Origin of the sequence: Ferrovibrio xuzhouensis (assembly GCF_042648965.1) — a bacterium.
In the GTDB taxonomy this organism is placed as follows: Bacteria; Pseudomonadota; Alphaproteobacteria; order Ferrovibrionales; family Ferrovibrionaceae; genus Ferrovibrio; species Ferrovibrio xuzhouensis.
Genome location: NZ_JBHRYJ010000001.1, coordinates 1,672,083 through 1,693,482, shown reverse-complemented (window position 1 = coordinate 1,693,482; position 21,400 = coordinate 1,672,083). Strand labels below are relative to the sequence as shown.

Genomic DNA, 21,400 nt, shown 5'->3' with positions numbered 1-21,400 from the left:
GGGGGCACAGTCATGAAATTCGGACATTTCTTCGTCGACCGGCCGATCTTCGCCTCCGTGGTGTCGATCGTGATCGTGATCATCGGCATCATCGCCTTCTTCCAGCTGCCGGTCAGCGAATATCCCGAGATCGCGCCGCCGCAGATCAACGTCACCACCAACTATCCGGGCGCCGATGCCGAGACCGTGGCGCGCACGGTGGCGACGCCGATCGAGCAGGAAATCAACGGCGTCGAGAACATGCTGTACATGTCGTCCTATTCGACGGCCAACGGCATCATGCAGCTCACCGTCACCTTCAAGCCGGGCACCAACCTCGACACCGCCCAGGTGCAGGTGCAGAACCGCGTCGCCATCGCCGAGCCGCGACTGCCCGAGGAAGTGCGCCGCCAGGGCATCACCACCACCAAGCAGGCCGGTGACTTCCTGATGGTCGTGCACCTGCTGTCGCCCGACAAGCGCTACAGCGAGCTGTATATCGCCAACTACATGAACCTGCGCATCCGCGAGCAGCTGCTGCGGCTCGATGGCGTCGGCAACGTCACCGTCTTCGGCGGCAGCGAATACGCCATGCGCATCTGGCTCGATCCGGCGCGACTGTCGTCCTACGGCCTCGCCGCCTCCGACGTGGTGGCCGCGCTGCAGGCACAGAATATCCAGGTCTCGGGCGGCACGCTGGGCAGCCAGCCGGCGCCGGTGGATACCCCGCTGCAGGCCATCGTCACCACGCAGGGCCGCTTCGGCGCCGATCCGCGCCAGTTCCGCAACGTGATCGTCAAGTCCGGCACCGACGGCCGCCTGGTGCGGCTGGAGGATGTCGCCCGCGTCGAGCTCGGCGGCAAGGACTACAACAGCCGCAGCTATCTCGACGGCCAGACCGCGGTGGCGATGGGCGTGTTCCAGCGTCCGGGCACCAACGCGCTCGAGACCTCCGAGCAGGTGATGGCCAAGATGGAGGAGCTGAAGAAGGATTTCCCGCCGGGCCTCGAATACACCATCATCTACAATCCGACCGAGTTCATCTCGGAATCGCTGCACGAGGTGTACAAGACCCTGGTCGAGGCGATCATCCTCGTCGCCCTCGTCGTGCTGATCTTCCTGCAGAACTGGCGCGCGGCGGTGATCCCGATCCTCGCCATCCCGGTTTCGCTGATCGGCACCTTCTTCGTGATGTCGGCCTTCGGCTTCAACCTGAATGTGCTGACCCTGTTCGGCCTGGTGCTTGCCATCGGTATCGTCGTCGACGACGCCATCGTGGTGGTGGAGAACATCGAACGCAACATAGCCTTGGGCATGTCGCCACGGGATGCGGCGCACGAAACGATGGACGAGGTCGGCCGTGCCGTCGTCGCCATCGCCGTGGTCCTCTCGGCGGTGTTCATCCCGACTGCCTTCATTCCCGGCATCACCGGCCAGTTCTACAAGCAGTTCGCGCTGACCATCGCGGTGGCGACGATCATCTCGGCCTTCAACTCGCTGACCCTGTCGCCGGCGCTGGGTGCCATCCTGCTGAAGCGACATGAGAAGGGCGAGCATCACAAGCCGCGCTTCGTCCTGTTCCGCGTTGTCCAGCGCGGCGCCGACATCTTCAACACCGGCTTCGACCGCCTCAGCGGCGGCTATGCCCGGTCGGTCGGCGGCGTGGTGCGGCGGCGCTTTTTCATGCTCGGCTTCTACGCCCTGCTGGTTGCCGCGACGGTGTGGATCTTCGGCGCCATGCCGAAGGGCTTCATCCCGCCGCTCGACCGCGGCTACGCCATCGTGGTGATGAAGCTGCCGGACGGCGCCACGCTCGACCGCACCGACCAGGTGGTGCAGAAGGCGACCAGGATCGCGCAAAGCATCCCGGGCGTCGCCCATGTGGTGGCGATTCCGGGCTTCGACGGCTCGACCTTCACCAACTCGAGCAATTCCGGCGTGATGTTCACCACCTTCAAGCCGTTCGAGGAACGGCTGGCCAAGGGCGAGACCGCCACCGCCATCATCGGCCAGATGATCGGCCGGCTGCAATCCATCGAGGAAGCCTTCGTGATCGCCGTGCCGCCGCCCTCGGTGCCGGGCATCGGCAATGGCGGCGGCTTCAAGATGATGCTGCAGAACCGCAACAGCGACGACGTGCGTCCGCTGCTCGCCGCCGCCTACCAGATGATGGGCAAGGCGCAGCAGACACCGGGCGTGACGGGCGTGTTCACCACCTTCTCGGCTGCCTCGCCGCAGATCTTCCTGAACATCGACCGCACCAAGGCCGAAAAGCTGAACGTGCCGATCAGCAACATCTTCAGCGTGCTGCAGGTCAATCTCGGCTCGGCCTATGTGAACGACTTCAACGCCTTTGGCCGCGTCTTCCAGGTGCGTGCCCAGGCCGATGCCAAGGACCGCCTGAACAAGGAGGATATCCTGCAGCTGAAGGTGCAGTCGGCCACCGGCGCGCTGGTACCGCTGGGCAGCCTGGTGCAGATCCGCGAGACGGCCGGCCCGGACCTGGTGCAGCGCTACAACATGTATGTGTCGGTACCGCTGCAGGGCAACACGCCGCCGGGCGTGTCGACCGGCCAGTCGCTCGATGCCATGGAGGGCCTGGCCAGGAACACCCTGGAACCGGGCCAGGGCTTCGAATGGACGGAAATCGCCCTGCAGGAGCGCCTGACCGGCAACACCGCGCTGTATATCTTCGCGCTGTCGATCGTGTTCGTCTTCCTGGCGCTGTCGGCCCAGTATGAAAGCTGGGTGCTGCCGATGGCGATCATGCTGATCGTGCCGATCTCGATGCTGTTCGCGCTGGGCGGCGTCTGGGCATCGGGCATCGACAACAACATCCTGGTGCAGATCGGCCTTGTCGTGCTGATCGGCCTGGCGGCGAAAAACGCGATCCTGATCGTCGAATTCGCCCGCCAGATCGAGGCGGAGGGCAGGGACATGGTGGACGCCGTGATCGAGGCCTGCCGCCTGCGCCTGCGACCGATCCTGATGACCGCCTTCGCCTTCATTCTCGGCGTGCTGCCGCTGGTGGTCTCCACCGGCGCCGGCGCCGAGATGCGGCGCGCGCTGGGCACCGCGGTGTTCTCGGGCATGATCGGCGTCACCCTGATCGGCCTGTTCCTCACTCCGGTCTTCTACGTGGTGCTGCGCAAGCTCAGCCGTCGCGGACCGCCGGTCGAGGATCCGACACCGGCGCCGCATCTGCCGCCGAGTCTGCCGGGCCAGCCCGGCGAATAAGCGCCGCAACACAGCAAAAAGACAGCCGGCCCCGTTCATCCGGGGCCGGCTTTTTTTGTGACATGATTCTGTCGTGCGGCTGTCAACAAGCGGGGCTAGCCTGCCCGCGAAAAACCAGAATCTGATCGACCATCCGGCAGGGCACCATGACCGACACCCGCATCTACAACGTGCTGTTCATCTGCAGCGGCAATTCCGCGCGCAGCCTGATCGCCGAGGCGATCATGAACAACCTGAGCATCAACCGCGGCCGCTTTCGCGCCTTCAGCGCCGGCAGCCGGCCGCGCGGCGAGGTGCATCCCTATACCCGCGACCTGCTGGCGGCGACCGGCCATTCGGTGAAGGAGCTGCGGTCGAAGTCGTGGGACGAATTCGCGCAACCCGGCGCGCCGGTGATGGATTTCGTCTTCACCGTCTGCGACGAGGCGGCCGGCGAGACCTGCCCGGTCTGGCCCGGCCATCCGATGACCGCCCACTGGTCGATGCCCGATCCGGTGACCGCCACCGGTACCGAGGCCGAGCGCCGCTATGCCTTTGCCGAGGCCTATCGCCACCTGTCGAACCGCATCGGCATTTTCATCAACCTGCCAGTCCACAGCATCGCCGACCTCACCCTGCAGGAGCAGCTCGACGATATCGGCCAGCCAGCGGTGGGATCGGCGGCGGCGCGGCCGATGTCCGGGGCCGCCTGAAAACAGGCCACGAAGCAGGGGAGGGAACGCTTTTCCGGTGGAGGCGTTGAAACCCCGCCGGTGGCTTCCTATCTGTGACTCGCCACCGGACTCAAGAGTCTGGAATCATTCAAAAATCGGTCATAAACCGGCTTACGAACCCCCAGCAGGAGGCTCCGCATGACTGCGCATGTCCTGGTCGTCGCCACATCGCACAATGTCATGGATAACGGCCATCTGACCGGGCTCTGGGCCGAGGAGCTGGCGGCCCCCTGGCTGGCCTTTGCCGCCGCCGGCTGCCGGCTGACCCTGGCTTCGGTGAGGGGCGGGCCGATCCCCTTCGATCCGCGCAGCGTGCATGGCGACGAGCCGCAGCCCGAGACGGTGCGGCGCTTCCTCGCCGACCGCGCCGCCATGGAAGCCGTGCAGGTGACCCCGGCGATTGCCGATGTCGATATCGCCGATGTCGATGCGATCTTCCTGCCCGGCGGCCATGGCACCATGTGGGATCTGCCGCAGAGCGCGGCGCTGGCGGTGCGGATCGCCAGCCTGTTCGAGCAGGGTCGCATTGTCGCTGCCGTCTGCCACGGCCCGGCCGGGCTGGTGTCGGCGAAAGGCCGCGACGGCAAACCCATCGTGGCCGGCCGGCGGCTGACGGCGTTTACCGATGCCGAGGAAGAGAAGGTCGGGCTGAACGAGGTCGTGCCCTTCCTGCTGGAAAGCCGGCTGCGCGACCTGGCTGCGGATTTTGTCGCCGGGCCGGATTTCCAGCCGCACGCGATTGCCGACGGCAATCTGGTGACCGGTCAGAACCCGGCCTCGTCGGAGGCGGTGGCGCAGGCGGTGCTGCAGGCGTTGCAGCCGGCGGCGCTGAAGGCCGCCGAGTAAGACGACGAGCTTGCGGCTTACGCCGCCATGAGCTTGGCGCGCAGGAATTCCGGATCGAGCGTGAACAGCTCCTGCGGCGTCTCGACACCGCGCAGCGCATAGCGGCCGAGCGAGACCGCCTTGTCCTTCATGCCGCCGGCGGCCTGGCGGAAGGCGGCCGACAGGATCGCCGGCTGGTCGACCACGCGCACCATGCCGGCGATGCGCGACAGCTCGTTCACCGCCGGGCCGACCACGGTGAAATCGAGGCGGTCCTCGCCGCCGAAATTGCCATACAGCACATCGCCGACATGCAGGGCGACCGTCATGTCGGCCACCGGCAGGCCGGCATTGGCGCGGCGGTTGCGCACCTCGCGCAGGTTCTTCTGCGCCTGGCAGAGCGCGCGCAGGGCATCGTGGGTGGCGGCTTCGAGATCGGTATGGCGCTCGCCGTCGTTGCGGAAGATCGCCAGAATCCCGTCGCCCATGAACTTCAGCACCTCGCCGCCATGCTGGTGGATCGCCGCCACCGCGGCGCCGGCATAGTCGTTCAGCAGCGGCATGATCAGTTCCGGCGACACGGTATCCGACAGCCGGGTGAAGCCGCGCAGGTCGCTGAACCACAGGGCGGCCGAGATGCGCTCGGCCTCGCCGCGGGTGATGGTGCCGCTGAGCACGCGGCGCGCGGCGTCGCGGCCGAGATAGGTTTCGGCCAGCGTGTCGGCGATGCGGCGCACACTGGCCGAGCGGATCGCGGCGGCGGCGAACGGGATCAGCGATTCCAGCATCTCGATCTGCCGCTCGGTATAGCCCCCGGCAGTGCCGGTCGACCATGAGGCATAGATCGAGTCGAGCTGGCCGATGATCGCCTTGTCGCCGAAGCGCGTCATGGTGACGAGGAAATCGGTATAGCCCTCGGCAGCCAGATCGGTGACCACCGGGAAGGGGAAGTCGCCGTTATGGCCGTCGATGCGCACGCGCAGCTGGGCGGCACCGGTCTGCTCGAGGTGATGGAACGGGCTTTCGCGCCATTTGCGCTCGCCCTCTTCGGTGGTCGAGCGGCCGAATTCATGCAGGATGATGCCCGCTTCGTCGCGCTTCCAGCCGAAGATGCGGCCGGCCAGCACCGGATGCAGGGTATCGGCGCCCAGCACGGCACGGCTGACCGGGATGTCGACCTCGTTCAGGGCGGTGCAGAAGTCGGCGAGGATCTCGCCTTCGTTGAGACCGCCGAGCGAGGCATCGGCGATCCGGCGGGCGATCCGGGCGAAGGCGGCGGGGTCCATGGCCGCAGCATATAGGGCGGTGTGATGGCCGCTACAATCCGGAGTCTGCCGGCTTTTTCATGCTGCTGACAAAAAAACCGCCGATCCCTGCCGCCAGCGTATGCAGCGCGGCAGCCGGCGGTGGCGCCGTCCGGGCTTTGCAACCGGCGAGACGGTTACCGGACCGGCAGCCAACCGGGTAGGGCGCCCCGGTCCCGGACCGGTCCGGCAATTGACCCCGGTGATTGACCCTTGGGCCGGCGGCCGTCTATGCAGGAGGGCCTGCCCGCTTGGCGGAATTGGTAGACGCACGGGACTTAAAATCCCGAGGCCGCAAGGCCGTGCCGGTTCGAGTCCGGCAGCGGGCACCAGCAGACTGACCGGCCAGGGAGGGCGGGAGAGACATGGAGATCGCCGCCACCATCGCGGAATTCCGCCAGGCCCGCGGCCGGCTTGGCCGGCTCGGCTTCGTGCCGACCATGGGCTTCCTGCACGAGGGCCATCTCAGCCTGGTGCGCCGGGCCAGGGAAGAGTGCGGCGCCGTCGCCGCCAGCATCTTCGTCAATCCGACCCAGTTCGGCCCCAGTGAGGATTTCAGCCGCTATCCGCGCGACATGGAACGCGACCTTGCGCTGCTGCGCGCGGCCGGCTGCGACCTCGTGTTCACGCCTGGCGTCGCCGAGATGTATCCGCCGGGCAGCCTGACCGCCGTGGAAGTAACGACAGTGACCGACACGCTGGAAGGCGCGGTGCGGCCCGGGCATTTCCGCGGCGTCGCCACCGTGGTGGCCAAGCTGTTCAACATCGTGCAGCCGAGCTGCGCCTATTTCGGCCAGAAGGACGCGCAGCAATGCGTGGTGATCCGCCGCATGGTGCGCGATCTCGACATGCCGCTGGAGGTCATCGTCTGCCCGACAGTGCGCGAGGTCGACGGGCTCGCCATGAGCAGCCGCAATGTCTATCTGCAACCCGATGAGCGCCAGGCGGCCACGGCGCTCAGCCGCGCGCTTGATGCCGCCGCCGCGCTGTACAAGGCAGGCGAACGCGATGCCGGCCGCCTGCGCCAGGCGATGCGCGATGTGCTGGCGGCCGAGCCGCTGGCCGGGATCGAATATGTCTCGGTGGCCGACCCGGAGCTGCTGTCCGAACTGGAGACGGTGAGTGCCGGCGCGCTGCTGTCGCTCGCCGTGCGGCTTGGCCGCACCCGGCTGATCGACAATATCCCGCTGCCCGGCTGAGCCCAACCGGCTGAGGCGCGAAAACCCGCGATTTACGCGGTGATTTCTTCCTGCACGAAATCGAGGAAGGCGCAGACCTTGGCCGGCGGCAGGCTGCGCGAGCGGAAGAAAACATAGAGCGGGAAGGTTTCCTCGGCCCAGTCGGGGAACAGGTCGACGAGGCGGCCGTCGGCCAGCCGGTCGCGGATGTAGAACTCCAGCAGCTGGGCGATGCCGTAGCCCGACAGGCAGCCGGCCAGCAGGCTGTGGGTATCGTTGACCATCAGCCGGCCGCGCGCCAGCACCGGCACGGTCTCGCCGTCGCGCCGGAACTCCCAGCCGAACGGCCGCCCGGCAGCGGATTCATCGCGCAGCAGGATGCAGCGATGGGCTTCGAGGTCGCGCGGATGCTGCGGCCGGCCATGGCGGGTGATGTAGTCCGGCGTCGCGCAGGTCACCACCCGCGTGGTCGACAGCCGCCGGGCGATCAGGCCGGACGGCAGCTGCGGATCGGCGAAACGCAGCGACAGGTCGAAGCCGTCGGCCACCAGGTCGCCGAGCCGGTCGCGCACCTCGATGTCGACCTCGAGATCGGGATGCCGGTCGAGCAGCCGGCCGATGTGCGGCAGCAGGATGAAGCTGGCTACCGCGGCATCGACGCTGATGCGCAGGCGGCCGTGCACGCGGGCCGCCGCGCCGGCAGTGCGGGTGGCGGAGTCCTCGATGCCCGACAGCAGCGGCGCCACCTCGTCATAGAAGCGGCGGCCCTCGTCGGTCAGCGACACGGCGCGCGCGGTCCGGTGCAGCAGGCGCACGCCGACGCGCTGTTCCAGCCTGGCGATGGCGCGGCTGACCCCGGAGGCGGTCAGGCCGAGCCCGTCGGCGGCGCGCACGAAGCTGCCGGCCTCGACCACGGCGACCAGCACGCCGATGCCGGTCAGCAGGCGGCTGTCGAAGGCCATATGGATGACTCCAGATCACTCATGGAATGACAAAGTTGCGTTGGAGTCAGGAGTGGTCAAGCCCTAACGTCTGTCCTGCCGGCCCTGCCGGCTATAAAAGAGAAAGGACCTTCCCATGACCACCGTTTCCACCACCCAGACCCTCTCATCCCAGACTGGGGCCGCCATCGTCACCGGCGCCTCGCGCGGCATCGGCCGGGCCATCGCGCTGCGCCTCGCCGCCGATGGCTTCGCCGTCACCGTCAATTACGCCAGCCGCAGCGACGATGCCGACCAGGCCGTCGCCGAGATCGCGGCGGCCGGCGGCCGCGCCATCGCGGTGAAGGCCGATGTGTCGCTGCCCGCCGATGCGGCGCGGCTGTTCGACGAGACCGCGCAGGCCTTCGGCGGCGTCGACGTGCTGGTCAACAACGCCGGCATCATGACCATGCTGCCGATCGCCAATGCCGATCCCGGCGCGGTGCAGCGCGAATTTGCCGTCAACCTGATGGGCAGCTTCAACACCATGCAGCAGGCGGCGAACCGCCTGCGCGATGGCGGCCGTATCATCAACTTCTCGACCAGTGCGATTGCGCTGGCCCTGCCGGGCTATGGCCCCTACACGGCGACCAAGGCTGCCGTCGAGATGCTGACCCGGGTGCTGGCCAAGGAGCTGAAGGGCCGTGCCATCACGGTGAATGCCGTGGCGCCGGGCCCGGTCGAGACCGAGCTGTTCACGGCGGGCAAGACCGACGAGCAGATCCGCTTCCTCGCCGGGCTGAACCCTTTCGGGCGGCTGGGCCAGCCCGAAGACATCGCTGCCGTGGTCGCCTTCCTCGCCGGACCCGAGGCCGGCTGGGTCAACGGCCAGGTGCTGCGCGCCAACGGCGGCATGGCCTGAAAATTCGGGCTCTTGAACAAATCGGGTTGACTCCCATATCGCTCAGTGTATCTTACGATACATCAAAAGACACAACGAGTGATAGGAGTCACCCCGTAAATGCATGGATTCAAAGAAGCTCTTCGTGAGCATATCGCCCACAAGATGATGCACCGCCGGCGCGGCCGCCATGGCGGCGGTTTCGGCCCGGGCGGTTTCGCCGCCGGCATGTTCGGCGAGGCCGGCATGGGCGGCCGCGGTTTCCGCGCCAGCCGCATGGTCGGCGCCGAGGACCTGCAGCTGCTGATCCTCGCCCTGCTGGCCGAGAAACCGCGCCACGGCTACGAGATCATCAAGGCGCTGGAAGAGCACAGCCACGGTTTCTACGCGCCGAGCCCCGGCGTGATCTATCCGGCGCTGACCTATCTGGAAGAGATCGGCTTCGCCACCGTCGTCGCCGAAGGCAGCAAGAAGCTCTACAGCCTCACCGCCGAGGGCGGCGCCCATCTGGCCGACCGCCGCACCCAGGCCAGCACCATGCTGGCAGAGCTTGCCCGTGTCGGCGAGCGCATGGCGCGCGTCCGGCAGTTCTTCGCCGGCGGCGAGGAGGCTGAGGAGGCGCCGGATGCCGATCCGCGCAGCCTGCGCGGCATCCGCCACACCCTGCGCCACCTGCTGCGTGACAAGGCCGATGCGGCGCCGGAGGAACAGCGCCGGGTGATCGACATCCTGGTCCGCGCCATCCGCGAGATCCGCGGCGAGTGACGGCCCTTCAATCCTGACGGAACCAGAGATCATGAAAAAAGGCCACCGCTACCGCATCACCGTCGAGCATCTTGCCACCCCGCGCGAGGACGGCACGATCCGCCCGCCGCTCAGCTTCGAGGCGGTGAACCATGACGACGTGCTCGGCATCGCCGAGCGCGTCACCGCCGGCTTCCGCTATGCCCGCGACGAATCCGCCGCGCTGGCGATCGGGCTGAAACTGTTCACCGAGGTGATGCTGGCCCATCGCGACGATCCGCTGTTCGCCGATCTGCAGCCGGCGCTGCGCGATTTCATCGGCCGCCTGAAGGAACGCACCCGCGCGGCGACGGCGGCCGGCTGACCGGCGGCCTGCCGGTTCAGTGCCCGGCGCGTCCTCTGCCGGCATAGGGCAGCGCGAAGAGATACAGGCCGCTGAACAGTTGCAGGAACAGCGGCGGCAGCGGCGCATAGGTCAGCCACAGCGGCGGTTCGCCGAAGGCACGGACCGCGAAATTGGCGACGACGGTTGCCGTGAAGACGATCGACAGCCAGCGATGGCTTTGCCGCATCCATGTACCCATGCGCGTCATGCCTCCCGCGCCAGCAGGATTTCCAGCCCGGCGAAGAATTTCTGCCAGCCATGCCGGGCGCCGGTGTAGGCCTGCGGCTGATCGGGCCGGAAGCCCGTCTGTTCCATGCGCAGCCGGGTGCCCGCCGGGATCGGCGTCAGCGTCCAGGTCACCACGCTGTCGAGACCGAGCGCGGCCCAGCTGTAGGACAGGGTTCTGTTCGGCTCGACGATGCGCACCTCGCAGGCGATGACGCCGTCCCAGTGCGGTTGCGGCTCGACCCGCAGGCTGAAGCGGTGCCCGGTGACCGGCGCGAAATCGTTTTTCATCAGCCAGTCCTCGATCAGGTGCGGCTGGGTCAGCGCGCGCCAGATCTTCTCCGGCGGATGCGGGACGTCGCGCTCGACGACGACGGAGCGGATTTCGGTGGCACTGCTGGTCATTGATCCATCCGGTTGAGCAGGTTTTCGAGGTCGTCGAACCGGGCCTGCCAGAAGCCGGCCATCTGGCCGGTCCAGTCGTTCAGCGGGGCAAGGCCGCCGGGCTGCGGGCTGTAATGGGTCTGGCGCCCCTGGTGGCGGTCGCGCACCAGCCCGGCCAGTTTCAGCGCCGCGAGATGTTTGGAGACCGCCGGCTGCGAGATGCCGGCCTGCGCCGTCAGGGCCCCGACCGTCAGTTCGCCGTCGCGGCACAGCCGCTCGAAGATCGCCCGCCGGGTCGGATCGGCGAGCGTTTTGAACAGGATATCCTGGGTGTTCGGCATCTGTGATCCATAACCCGTTGATTATGGATAGATGTATAACCGAACAGTTATGGATCGGTCAAGCGGTTCCGTTGAGCCAGCGGATCCAGCGGCCGTGATAATCCGCCTCGGCGAGCCGGCGGGTTTCGCCGCCCGGCCACAGGGTCAGGCTGAGATCGGCGCCGTCTTTCGCCGTGCCGGGCTCGAACCGCAGCCAGGCGAGCGGTGCTTCTGCCGTGGCGGTCTGCCCGGCTGCCGCCATGGCGGCGGCGATGCGCTGCTGTTCGGCCGGATCGACATACTGCCAGACGATCGAATGATAGAGCACAAGGGCGGCATCGCGCGGCCGGGCGGCCAGCTCGCGGGCGACGAAATCGCCGGCATGGATCTGCTCCGGCGGCGGGCCGCCGCGCCCGGCATGCTCCAGCGCCATGGCGACGCGCTCGAGCCGCGGCCACTGGTCGGCCCAGATGTAGGACAGCAGCCGCTTGCGCTGCTCCGGGTCGCGCGCATCCAGCGGCTGCACGTCGCAGCCGGCGCGGCTGTGCACCGCGATCTTTGCCGCGGGCGGCTGCGGCCCCTGCCATTGCGCCTGCAGCAGGAAAGGCGCCGCCAGCGGATCGCCGAAGCACCATGATCCGAAATCATAGGCGTAGGTATCCCACATCAGGTTGATGCCGGCACTGGCGCCGATCTCGCGCAGCGCCAGCGGCCGGCCGGTTGCGGCAGCGATGGTCAGGAAGCCACCGAGCAGCACGGCCGAGCGCAGCGGGTCGTTGGTCTGCGGCGGCCCCTGCAGGTAGCGTGTCAGCAGCCCCGGGTGACGGGTGAAGACCGTATCGATCAGCGCGGCGTCGACCCGCCCGGCGGCATAGGCGACCGCCAGCTCGGCATCGCCGTCGAGCACCGCGCGATGCAGCGCGCCGGCGACCCTGAGCGCCAGGGCATCGGCGCCCGGATCGCCCGGCCAGTCGCGCAGCACGGCGGTCCAGGCTGGCGCATCGGCACGCTCCAGCAGGTCGGCAATGGTGGTGAGGACGGCGGCGGTCAGCGGCGAGCCGAGCGTCGTGCAATAGGCGGCCTGGCGGTGGAAATGCGGCACGATGGCGGCGGCGGATGTCATGGCGGAGCCTTTTGCGAACCATCCTGCCCGATTGATCTGCCGCAATGCAATACGGCCGCGCGGCCGGCAGTCTGAGCCTTCCAGATATCCACCCCCGGAGCCCGCATGCGGCGCCTGTTCGCTGTTATCGCCGTTCTGCTGCTGGCGGCCGCTGCCGCCACAGGGGGCTGGTATTACCTGAAGCACCGGCAGGTGCTGCCGCCGGGCTTCGTCGCCGGCAACGGCCGCATCGAGGCCAGCGAAATCGACATCGCCACCAAATACGCGGCACGGGTGCAGGATATCGCGGTCGACGAGGGCGACCTGGTGAAGGCCGGCACGGTGATCGCCCGTATGGATACCCGCGATCTCGAGGCGCAACTGCGTTCGGCCGAGGCGCAGGTCCAGCAGGCCCTGCAATACCGCACCCAGGTGCAGGCGGAAATCGCCCAGCGCCGCAGCGAGCTTGATCTGGCCGACAAGGACCTGCAGCGCGCCCTGGTGCTGGTGGGCAAGAACTACGTCTCCGAACAGAAGGTCGACCAGCAGCGCAACATCCGCCGTACCGCCCAGGCGACGCTGGATGCGGCACAGGCCAAGCTCGGCGCCTCCGAGGCGGCAATCCGCACCGCCGAGGCCGATGCCGACCGGCTGCGCGACCTGGTCGCCGACGGCGTGCTGGCCGCGCCGCGCTCGGGCCGTATTCTCTTTCGCCTGGCCGAGCCCGGCGAGGTGCTGGCCGCCGGCGGCCGCGTCGCCACCCTGCTCGATCTGACCGATGTCTACATGACGGTGTTCATGCCCTCCGAAGTGGCCGGCCGCATCGCCGTCGGCGCCGATGCACGCATCGTCATCGACGCGGCATCCGGCACGCCGGTGCCGGGCAAGGTCTCCTTCGTGTCGCCGCGCGCCCAGTTCACGCCCAAGGAGGTCGAGACCCGCAGCGAGCGCGATCGCATGATGTTCCGCGTCAAGGTGCGGGTGCCGCAGACGCTGGTGCAGCGCTACATCGCGCAGGTCAAGACCGGCGTCACCGGCATGGCCTATATCCGGCTCGACGACAGCGCCGTCTGGCCGGACTGGCTGGAATCCGATCTGACCCGCGGCGACCACTGACGGCGGCGCGGATGACCGCGGCAGGACTCAGCATCGCAGGCGTCGGCCATGCTTACGGCAAGCTGGCGGCGCTCGACAACGTCAGCCTTGCGCTGGCGCCGGGCGAGACGCTCGCGCTGGTGGGGCCGGACGGCGTCGGCAAGTCGACCCTGCTGGCGCTCGCCGCCGGCGCACGGGCAATCCAGCGGGGCCGCATCCTGGCGCTCGGCGCCGATATGGCGAACCGCCGCGCGCGCGAGGACGTCCAGCCGCGCATCGCCTATATGCCGCAGGGCCTCGGGCGCAATCTCTATCCGGCGCTGACGGTGGCGGAGAATGTCGCCTTCTTCGCCCGCCTGTTCGGCCTCGGCCGGCGCGAGCGGACACGGCGCATCGCCGCCCTGCTGGCGGTGACCGGCCTGGCGCCGTTCGCCGGCCGGCCGATGCAGAAGCTGTCCGGCGGCATGAAGCAGAAGCTCGGCCTGTGCTGTGCGCTGGTGCACGATCCCGACCTGCTGATCCTCGATGAGCCGACCACCGGCGTCGACCCGCTGTCGCGCCGGCAGTTCTGGGCGCTGGTCGACAGCATAAGGCGGGACCGGCCGCAGCTGGCCCTGCTGGTCGCCACCTCGACCATGGACGAGGCCGAGCGGTTCGGCCGCGTGGTGCTGATGGATCGCGGCCGCATTCTCGCCGAAGGCAGCCCGGCCGCGCTGAAAGCGAAAAGCGGCGCCGCCTCGCTGGAAGCGGCCTTCATCGCGCTGCTGCCGCCGGAGCGCCGCGGCGGCCTCGGCGCCGATGGCCATGCCCCGCCGCCGCCGGCGACGGATGGCGCGGCGCCGGTGGTGATCGAGGCGCCCATTATTATTGAAGCAAGGGGTCTGACCCGGCACTTCGGCGATTTCACCGCGGTCGACCATGTCGATCTGGCGGTGCGCCGCGGCGAGATCTTCGGTTTCCTCGGCTCGAACGGTTGCGGCAAGACCACGACGATGAAGATGCTGACCGGCCTGCTGCCGGCGTCCGAGGGCGAGGGGCGGCTGTTCGGCGAGACGGTGGCGGCGGGCGCCTTCGCCATCCGCCGGCGCATCGGCTACATGGCGCAGAGCTTCTCGCTCTATGGCGAACTCAGCGTGCGGCAGAATCTGGCGCTGCACGCCGCGCTCTACGGTCTCGATGCGGCGACGGCGGCGCAACGCAGCCAGACCCTGGCCGAACGCTTCGATCTGGTGCCCTACCTTGATGCCGTCGCCGACGCGCTGCCGATGGGGGTGCGCCAGCGCCTGTCGCTGGCCGTCGCCATCATCCACGAGCCGGAAATCCTGATCCTCGACGAGCCGACCTCGGGCGTCGACCCGGTGGCCCGCGAGATGTTCTGGCAGGATCTGCTGCGGCTGTCGCGCGAGCGCGGCGTGACCATCTTCATCTCGACCCATTACATGGCGGAAGCCGCGCGCTGCGACCGCGTCGCCTTCATGCATGCGGGCCGGGTGATCGCCACCGGCCGGCCGGCCGCCTTGCAGGAGCAGCAGGGCGCGGCGACCCTGGAAGACGCCTTCATCGCCTATATGGAACAGGGCGGCCGCAGCCTGGAGGAAGCACCGCCGCCGGAGGTTGCCGCGGTGGCGGCGACGCCGCCGGAGAGCAGGCCGCGCCGGCGCGGCTGGTTCTCGCTGCGTCGCTTCGGGGCCTACGCCGGCCGCGAGGGCACCGAGCTGCTGCGAGATCCGGTGCGGCTGGTCTTCGCGCTGTTCGGCACGGTGATGCTGATGCTGCTGTTCGGCTATGGCATCACCTTCGATGTCGACCATGTCGCCTTCGCCGTGCTCGACCGCGACCGCACGCCGGAGAGCCGCGCCTATATCGATGAATTCGCCGGCTCGCCGTATTTCCGGCGCGATCCCGATCTGGCCGATGCCGGGGCGCTGATCGCCGACCTGCGCGGCGGGCATGTGGCGCTGGCCATCGAGGTTCCGCCCGGGTTCGGTGCCGACCTGCATCGCGGCCGGCCGACGGAAATCTCGGTCTGGGTCGATGGCGGCATGCCGTTCCGTGCCGAGACCATCAAGGGCTATGTCGCCGCCGTGCACCAGCGCTTCCTGGCGCTGGTCGCCGAACAGGCCGGGCGAACCGTGCCGGCCGTCGCCGATATCGCCGTGCGGTTCCGCTACAACCAGGCCTTCCGCAGCATCGACGCCATGGTGCCGGCGCTGTTCGCCATGCTGCTGATGCTGATCCCGGCCATTCTCACCGCGCTCGGCGTCGTCTCCGAGCGCGAGCGCGGCTCGATCATCAATTTCTACGTCACGCCGGTGCGCAAGCTGGAATTCCTGCTCGGCAAGCAGCTGCCCTATGTGGCGCTGGCAGGTGTCAACCTGCTGCTGCTGATCGGGCTGGCCATCTTCGTGTTCGGCGTGCCGCTGAAGGGCAGCATCGTCGGACTGCTGGCCGGCGGGCTGCTCTACGTATTCTGCAGCACCGCCATCGGGCTGGTCACGTCGTGTTTCACCCGCAGCCAGGTGGCGGCGCTGTTCGGCACGGCGGTGCTGACCATCATGCCGACGGTGCATTTCTCCGGCCTGATGCAGCCGGTCTCGACTCTGCAGGGCGGCGCCCGGCTGATCGGCGCGCTGTTTCCCGCCACCTATTTCCTGCGCACCAGCGTCGGCGCCTTCACCAAGGGGCTGGGGCTGGCGGAACTGATGCCGTTCATTCTCGCCACCGCCGCCTTCTGGCCGGTGCTGCTGGCGCTGGCCTGGCTGTTCCTGCGCAAGCAGGAGCGCTGAGCATGGCCGGGACCATGCTGGGCGAACTGCGACAGTCGCTGCGCAACATCCTGCGGCTCTGCGGCAAGGAGATCACCAGCCTGCGGCGCGATCACGTGCTGTTCATTTTCATGCTCTATGCCTTCACCCTGATGGTCTATGCCCAGGCCACCGGCACGTCGCATGACCTGGTGCATGCCTCGCTCGGCGTGGTCGACGAGGACCGTTCGGCCCTGTCGCAGCGCATCGTCGATGGCTTCCTGCCACCGCGCTTCCAGAAGCCCGTGGCGCTGGCACCGACCGAAGTCGACCGCGCCATGGATCGCGCCAGGTTCACCTTCGTGCTCGACATCCCGCCGGATTTCCAGGCCGATGTGCTGGCCGGCCATACGCCGTCGCTGCAACTGCTGGTCGATGCCACCGCGGTGATGCAGGCCGGCATCGGCGCCAATTATATCCAGCAGATCGCCGCCGAGGAGATCGGCCGCTTCCTGCGCCGCGAGGGCGAAGCACCGCCCGATGCCGTCGACCTGAAGCTGCGGGTCGCCTTCAACCAGACGCTGGAATCGACCTGGTTCACCGGCAGCATGGCGCTGCTGCAGGTGATCAACATGCTGGCGATCCTGCTGACCGGTGCGGCGCTGATGCGCGAACGCGAGCACGGCACCCTGGAACACCTGCTGGTGATGCCGGTGCGCGCGGTCGAGATCATGCTGGCCAAGATCATCGCCAATGGCGGGGTGATCCTCGTCATGGCGATGGTGTGCTTCTACAGCGTGCTGGAGGGCGTGCTCGGCATGCGCGTCGCCGGCTCGGTCGGCCTGTTCGTGGCGGCGACGGCGCTGTACCTGTTTTTCGCCGCATCGCTCGGCATCTTCCTGGCCACCCTGGCCGGCACCATGGCGCAGTTCGCGCTGCTGTTCATCCTGGTGCAGATGCCGATGTACCTGCTGTCGGGTGCGCTGACCCCGCTGGAGGGCATGCCGCAATGGCTGCAGTATGCCGTGCAGCTGCTGCCGACCAAGCATTACGTGGCGCTGACCCAGGCGATCCTGTCGCGCGGCGCCGGGCTGGATACGGTCTGGCCGGAAATCCTCGCCATCCTTGCCATGGGCGCGGCGTTTTTCGGCTTCAGCCTCAGCCGCTTCCGCGCCTTTCTGGCACGGCAGCAATAGGGCCGGCCGTCAGGTCAGGATTTTCAGGCCAGCGTCGTGCCATCGCGGGTGTAGCGCACCGAGATGCCGAGGATGATGTCGGCGGTGATGCCATCGGCGGCCAGCGGCAGCATCAGGTTCTCGGTCTGCTGCCAGTTGCCGTCTTCCAGCGGCATCGGGCCGCGCCGCCAGGTCGGCACGCCGTCGCGCGCCACCGTGATCAGCCGGATGCGGTTGGCGGCATAGGCCTGTGGCCGGACCTCGTCATACCAGCGCCGCGTGACCTCGAAGCCGAGCAGGGCGGTGAAGCGGGTGCCGGCCAGCCGGTAGCTGAACCGCCAGGCATGCTGTGTCCCGGGCTCGCGCTGGATGTCGAGCATCCACAGGCAGGGCAGGATGCCGCGCAGGCTGAACGGGTCGATGGCTTGGCGGCTGGGCAGGCGGCCCGCCGGCCGCCGGGTGCGCCAGTAGCACAGCAGCGCGGCGACCTGCGGATGCCAGCCGCTGGTATCGGTATGGTCGCCGACGACCTGCCAGCCGTCGCCGAGAGCGGGTTCCGGGTGCAGCAGTTTCGGATCGATAAGCATGGCGGGATAGAAGCAGAAGCCGTCCCGCCGCGCGCGTTACCATCCGGATACGTGCCGTTACTTTTCGGATATGTCCGCCGGCCTCACAGTTCGAGCCAGTGAATGCTGAACAATTCGTCCGGATCGCACCATACCGCTGCCGGCCGGAAGCCGGCGCGGCGTGCCAGCTTGCCGAAGCCGTCCAGCGTGTATTTGCAGGAATTCTCGGTATGGATCGATTCGCCGGCGGCGAAGCTGTGCCGGGCGCGGCCGATCCGCACGGTCTGCGCGGCGCGGCTGACCAGATGCATCTCGATGCGCTGCAGGCGCGGCTCGTAGAAGGCGTAATGGTCGAAGCCGGCCGGGTCGATGTCGCTGTCGAGCTCGCGGCGGATGCGGTGCAGGACGTTGAGGTTGAAAGCGCCGGTGACGCCCGCGGCATCGTTGTAGGCGGCATGCAGGATCGCCGGGTCCTTCACCAGGTCGACGCCGATCAGCAGGCCGCCGGCGGAAAGCCCGTCGCGGTTGCTGCTTTTCAGCAGGCGGGCGGCCGCCGCGAGGAAGCCGAGCGCCTCGGCCGGGGTGAAGTTGCCGATGGTCGAGCCGGGAAAGAAACCGGCGCGGCGCCTGGTGCCTTTGGGCGGCGCCGGCAGGTCGAGACCCGCCGTATAGTCGCCGGCCACCACGGTGACCGGCAGGCCAGGATAATCGGCGCGCAGCCGGGCGGCGGAATCCTCCAGATGCTCGCCCGAAATGTCGATCGGCAGATAGCCGCGCGGGCGGTCGAGCGTATCGAGCAGGTAACGCACCTTGCGGGTGGCGCCGGCACCGAACTCGACGATCTCGGCATCGGCGCCGATGGCATCCGCGATCGCGGCGGCATGGCCTTCCAGCAGGGTGCATTCGGTGCGGGTCGGATAGTATTCCGGCAGCTCGCAGATCTGCTCGAACAGCGCCGAGCCACGGGTATCGTAGAAATACTTCGACGGGATCGCCTTGCGCCGGCGGCGCAGGCCGGCCTGCACATCGGCGGCGAAGCCGCGGGCGTCCTGGCTGTCGGGCTGGGGCTGCAGGCCGTTGCGCGGCAGGATGGCAAAGGAATTCATGACGGTCTCCCGTACTTGATTTATGGACGACGGCGCCGGAGATCAGACGTCGTCGGCGAGGCGGATGCCGGAGAACTGCCAGCGCGCGGCCGGCGGAAAGAAATTACGGTAGCTGAGCCGCAGGTGGCCGGCCGGGGTGGCGCAGGAGCCGCCGCGCAGCACCTGCTGGCCGATCATGAATTTGCCGTTGTATTCGCCGGCGGCGCCTTCGAGCGGGCGGAAGCCGGGGTAGGGCTCATAGGCCGAGCGGGTCCATTCCCAGACCTCGCCGCAGACATGCAGGCCGCCGTCGGGTCCCGGTGCGGCCGGGCGCGGATGCGGATGCATCGGGTCGAGGAAGCCGCCCTGGCGGCGGGCCTGGCGCGAGGCGGCGGCATGCTCCCATTCCGCTTCGGTGGGCAGGCGCCGGCCGGCCCAGGCGGCATAGGCCGAAGCTTCGTAAAACGAGACATGGCAGACCGGTTCGGAGGGATCGACGGCGCGTTCGCCCTGCAGGGTAAAGATGCGCCAGCTGTCGCCATCCTTGCTGCCGGCCGCGCCGTCGCGGCGCCAGTAGGCCGGCGCCTGCCAGCCCTCGCGCTGCACCGTCGCCCAGCCGTCCGACAGCCACAGGTCGGACTTCGCGTAGCCGCCGTCGGCCATGAAGGCGAGATATTCACCGCAGCTGATCGGCCGGCTGGCGAGGCGATAGGGCTGCAGCAGCACCTGGTGGCGCGGGCTTTCATTGTCAAAAGCGAAGCCGTCGTCCGGATCATGGCCGATCGGGTGGATGCCGCCGGTAAAGGCGATGTACTCGACCGCCGGCAGGGTGGTCTGGCGCAGCATCTGCGCCGGGCGATAGGCCGGGGCGAAGGCATGGCGCGAAAAGGCATGCTTGATGTCGGTGAGGATCAGCTCCTGGTGCTGTTCCTCATGGGCGAAGCCGAGTTCGAGCAGCGGCGTGAGCCGCGCGAGTTGCGCCGCATCGGCACTTTCCAGCAGTTCGGCCATGGCGCTGTCGACATGGCGGCGATAGCGGGTAACGGTCTCGGCCGATGGCCGGCTGATCAGGCCGCGCTCGGGCCGCGCCTGCCGCTCGCCCAGAGTCTCGTAATAGGAATTGAACAGGTAGTGGAACTGCGGATCGAACACCGCGTAGCCCGGCAGGTTGGGCTTCAGCAGGAAGGTCTCGAAGAACCAGGTGACATGGGCGCGGTGCCATTTCGTCGGGCTGGCATCGGGCATCGACTGGACCTGCTGGTCCTCGGCGCTCAGCGGCGCGGCCAGGGTTTCGGTCAGGCGGCGGACGGCGCGGTAGCGGTCGGTCAGGTCTGCCGCGGCCGTGCCGTCGGCTGGTTTGCCCCTGTCGGGCCTGTTGGGGGCGCCGCGGAAATCGCCGGCCAGGTTCTCGCTCATGGTCCGTCTCCCGTCGGACTGGTCCTGCCCCACTGGACAGAGCCGCTGGGACAGGTCGATCGGTCAGGCCGCGGGCGGCGGCCGGCTATCCCCCGGTTAACCCTAGTCCCCGAGGATGGTTCCAACGATAGCGCGGAATCATGACAAGTATAGGGGAAAACCGTGAACGATGGTGTGATTCATCACAGATACACACAAAGTTCATCGCAAGCGGGCCGGAAAACCCCTGCTTTGTCAGCAGGATGTCAGTCGCAGGCGCCCCGCCGGCTATCCGGCGCTTTCTCCTCGAAGCGGAGGGCGTTGATGCGCAGGCTTTCCGATGGGGTGGCGAAATGCAGCAGCCGGGTCTTGTAGCGGTCGGCGCCGGCGGCAAAGGCCTCGCGTTTGATGCGGGCGATGCTCTGCTCCATCTGCGCAATCACCCAGCGGTCGGCCTCGGAGTCGCTGGCCTCGCGGCCGCGCACGGACGCAAACATGTCGCGGGCCCACTGGCGCGAGGATTTCATCGAGACTCTCCCTGATGCGCGGCGATGAGGAAACATACGCCACGGCTTTGTGACGCGGCAATGACGGGGAAAGGTCAGGCGATGCGGCGCCGGGCCACGGCTTTCTGCGCCGGCTTTTTTGCCGCCGCCGGTTTTTTCGCTGCCGGCTGCTTCTTCGGCCGGCCCGGCTCGTCGTGCTGGGTGATCAGGTCGGGCAGGGCGGCAATCGCCGGATCCTGGCGCGCCGCCGCGATCAGGTGGTCGAGCAGGCCGGGAAAGCGGGCATCGAGGTCGTCGCGGCGCAGGCTGGTATGGCGGAAGGTGCCTTCCAGCCGGGCGCGGGTGACGCCGGCCTCGCGCAGCCGGGCAAAGTGATAGCTGAGGCTGGTCTTTGACGCCCAGGGCGCCAGATTGCGGCAGACCGATTCCCCGGCGCGGTCGAGATGCAGCACGATGGCCAGCCTTGTCGGGTCCGACAGGGCGTCGAGCACGGCCGGCAGGCTGATCTGGTCGCGGTCCGGGTGATAGAGGCGACGGGTCATGATGACAAATCTAGGTCAGATCCCGGCCTGATCCAATAGTTCAATAAATATTGTACCTGTCGCCTTGACCCGGCG

The 21,400-nt window shown here is 68.0% G+C and carries 21 protein-coding genes and 1 tRNA gene; 11 read left to right on the top strand and 11 right to left on the bottom strand.

Going from position 1 to position 21,400, the window contains the following annotated elements; all coding sequences use genetic code 11:
* Window positions 1-12: 12 nt before the first annotated feature.
* The 3 genes from ACFOOQ_RS08370 (at window position 13) to ACFOOQ_RS08360 (ending at window position 4,775) form a co-directional block, all read left to right on the top strand.
* A complete protein-coding gene (locus tag ACFOOQ_RS08370; RefSeq protein ID WP_379724335.1) occupies window positions 13-3,216 on the top strand; it encodes an efflux RND transporter permease subunit in 3,204 nt (1,067 codons plus the stop codon).
* A 146-nt stretch (window positions 3,217-3,362) separates the two neighbouring features.
* Window positions 3,363-3,908, top strand: a complete 546-nt coding sequence (locus tag ACFOOQ_RS08365; RefSeq protein WP_379724332.1) for an arsenate reductase ArsC — start codon at window positions 3,363-3,365, stop codon at window positions 3,906-3,908.
* Window positions 3,909-4,067: 159 nt separating this feature from the next.
* The gene (locus tag ACFOOQ_RS08360) at window positions 4,068-4,775 is read left to right on the top strand and encodes a type 1 glutamine amidotransferase domain-containing protein (protein WP_379724329.1); all 708 of its coding nucleotides are present in this window, start codon (window positions 4,068-4,070) and stop codon (window positions 4,773-4,775) included.
* A gap of 17 nt (window positions 4,776-4,792) precedes the next feature.
* Here ACFOOQ_RS08360 and ACFOOQ_RS08355 read toward each other — a convergent pair whose 3' ends face one another.
* Window positions 4,793-6,040, bottom strand: a complete 1,248-nt coding sequence (locus ACFOOQ_RS08355) for an adenylate/guanylate cyclase domain-containing protein (RefSeq protein ID WP_379724326.1) — start codon at window positions 6,038-6,040, stop codon at window positions 4,793-4,795.
* Between the two features lie 263 nt (window positions 6,041-6,303).
* Between ACFOOQ_RS08355 and ACFOOQ_RS08350 the strand changes: the two genes are divergently transcribed.
* Window positions 6,304-6,390 (top strand) — tRNA-Leu (locus ACFOOQ_RS08350).
* Between the two features lie 33 nt (window positions 6,391-6,423).
* Window positions 6,424-7,257: a pantoate--beta-alanine ligase gene (gene panC, locus ACFOOQ_RS08345; RefSeq protein ID WP_379724322.1), complete on the top strand. Its 834-nt coding sequence runs from the start codon at window positions 6,424-6,426 to the stop codon at window positions 7,255-7,257.
* A 32-nt stretch (window positions 7,258-7,289) separates the two neighbouring features.
* Here panC and ACFOOQ_RS08340 read toward each other — a convergent pair whose 3' ends face one another.
* A complete protein-coding gene (locus ACFOOQ_RS08340; RefSeq protein ID WP_379724319.1) occupies window positions 7,290-8,198 on the bottom strand; it encodes a LysR family transcriptional regulator in 909 nt (302 codons plus the stop codon).
* A gap of 115 nt (window positions 8,199-8,313) precedes the next feature.
* Here ACFOOQ_RS08340 and ACFOOQ_RS08335 point away from each other — a divergent pair, with 115 nt between their 5' ends.
* The 3 genes from ACFOOQ_RS08335 (at window position 8,314) to ACFOOQ_RS08325 (ending at window position 10,165) form a co-directional block, all read left to right on the top strand.
* Window positions 8,314-9,078 carry an SDR family oxidoreductase gene (locus ACFOOQ_RS08335; RefSeq protein ID WP_379724317.1) on the top strand — a complete coding sequence of 255 codons (765 nt, stop codon included), beginning with the start codon at window positions 8,314-8,316 and terminating at the stop codon, window positions 9,076-9,078.
* Window positions 9,079-9,177: 99 nt separating this feature from the next.
* Window positions 9,178-9,822, top strand: coding sequence for a PadR family transcriptional regulator (locus ACFOOQ_RS08330; RefSeq protein WP_379724314.1), 645 nt, complete (start codon window positions 9,178-9,180; stop codon window positions 9,820-9,822).
* A 31-nt stretch (window positions 9,823-9,853) separates the two neighbouring features.
* On the top strand, window positions 9,854-10,165 hold the full coding sequence (locus ACFOOQ_RS08325) for a DUF3861 domain-containing protein (protein ID WP_379724311.1): 312 nt from the start codon (window positions 9,854-9,856) through the stop codon (window positions 10,163-10,165).
* 16 nt (window positions 10,166-10,181) lie between these two features.
* Here ACFOOQ_RS08325 and ACFOOQ_RS08320 read toward each other — a convergent pair whose 3' ends face one another.
* The 4 genes from ACFOOQ_RS08320 to ACFOOQ_RS08305 are packed head-to-tail and all read right to left on the bottom strand — an operon-like array spanning window position 10,182 to window position 12,238.
* Window positions 10,182-10,385 carry a hypothetical protein gene (locus ACFOOQ_RS08320; RefSeq protein WP_379724308.1) on the bottom strand — a complete coding sequence of 68 codons (204 nt, stop codon included), beginning with the start codon at window positions 10,383-10,385 and terminating at the stop codon, window positions 10,182-10,184.
* A gap of 5 nt (window positions 10,386-10,390) precedes the next feature.
* Window positions 10,391-10,816: an SRPBCC family protein gene (locus ACFOOQ_RS08315; RefSeq protein WP_379724306.1), complete on the bottom strand. Its 426-nt coding sequence runs from the start codon at window positions 10,814-10,816 to the stop codon at window positions 10,391-10,393.
* Window positions 10,813-11,136 carry an ArsR/SmtB family transcription factor gene (locus ACFOOQ_RS08310; protein ID WP_379724303.1) on the bottom strand — a complete coding sequence of 108 codons (324 nt, stop codon included), beginning with the start codon at window positions 11,134-11,136 and terminating at the stop codon, window positions 10,813-10,815. Before ACFOOQ_RS08310 ends, ACFOOQ_RS08315 begins: the two co-directional genes overlap by 4 nt.
* Before the next feature lie 58 nt (window positions 11,137-11,194).
* On the bottom strand, window positions 11,195-12,238 hold the full coding sequence (locus ACFOOQ_RS08305) for a DUF2332 domain-containing protein (RefSeq protein ID WP_379724300.1): 1,044 nt from the start codon (window positions 12,236-12,238) through the stop codon (window positions 11,195-11,197).
* A 105-nt stretch (window positions 12,239-12,343) separates the two neighbouring features.
* On the opposite strand from ACFOOQ_RS08305, the gene ACFOOQ_RS08300 reads away from it, so the two are divergent.
* Genes ACFOOQ_RS08300 through ACFOOQ_RS08290 form a run of 3 tightly spaced genes read left to right on the top strand, consistent with a single transcriptional unit; the run spans window position 12,344 to window position 17,252 of the window.
* Complete coding sequence (locus tag ACFOOQ_RS08300) at window positions 12,344-13,333, top strand: HlyD family secretion protein (protein WP_379724297.1); 990 nt, start codon at window positions 12,344-12,346, stop codon at window positions 13,331-13,333.
* Between the two features lie 11 nt (window positions 13,334-13,344).
* Entirely contained in the window at window positions 13,345-16,098 is a 2,754-nt protein-coding gene (gene rbbA / locus ACFOOQ_RS08295; protein WP_379724295.1) for a ribosome-associated ATPase/putative transporter RbbA, read from the top strand.
* Between the two features lie 2 nt (window positions 16,099-16,100).
* Window positions 16,101-17,252: an ABC transporter permease gene (locus ACFOOQ_RS08290; RefSeq protein WP_379724292.1), complete on the top strand. Its 1,152-nt coding sequence runs from the start codon at window positions 16,101-16,103 to the stop codon at window positions 17,250-17,252.
* Between the two features lie 23 nt (window positions 17,253-17,275).
* Here ACFOOQ_RS08290 and ACFOOQ_RS08285 read toward each other — a convergent pair whose 3' ends face one another.
* The 5 genes from ACFOOQ_RS08285 to ACFOOQ_RS08265 form a co-directional block, all read right to left on the bottom strand.
* Entirely contained in the window at window positions 17,276-17,818 is a 543-nt protein-coding gene (locus tag ACFOOQ_RS08285) for a PAS domain-containing protein (protein WP_379724289.1), read from the bottom strand.
* A gap of 83 nt (window positions 17,819-17,901) precedes the next feature.
* Window positions 17,902-18,903 (bottom strand): L-histidine N(alpha)-methyltransferase, encoded by a 1,002-nt coding sequence (egtD, locus tag ACFOOQ_RS08280; protein WP_379724286.1) that lies wholly within the window; start codon window positions 18,901-18,903, stop codon window positions 17,902-17,904.
* Between the two features lie 42 nt (window positions 18,904-18,945).
* Window positions 18,946-20,298 carry an ergothioneine biosynthesis protein EgtB gene (gene egtB, locus ACFOOQ_RS08275; RefSeq protein WP_379724284.1) on the bottom strand — a complete coding sequence of 451 codons (1,353 nt, stop codon included), beginning with the start codon at window positions 20,296-20,298 and terminating at the stop codon, window positions 18,946-18,948.
* Between the two features lie 245 nt (window positions 20,299-20,543).
* A complete protein-coding gene (locus tag ACFOOQ_RS08270; RefSeq protein ID WP_379724281.1) occupies window positions 20,544-20,804 on the bottom strand; it encodes a hypothetical protein in 261 nt (86 codons plus the stop codon).
* Window positions 20,805-20,878: 74 nt separating this feature from the next.
* Window positions 20,879-21,325 carry an ArsR/SmtB family transcription factor gene (locus tag ACFOOQ_RS08265; RefSeq protein WP_379724278.1) on the bottom strand — a complete coding sequence of 149 codons (447 nt, stop codon included), beginning with the start codon at window positions 21,323-21,325 and terminating at the stop codon, window positions 20,879-20,881.
* Window positions 21,326-21,400: the final 75 nt, after the last annotated feature.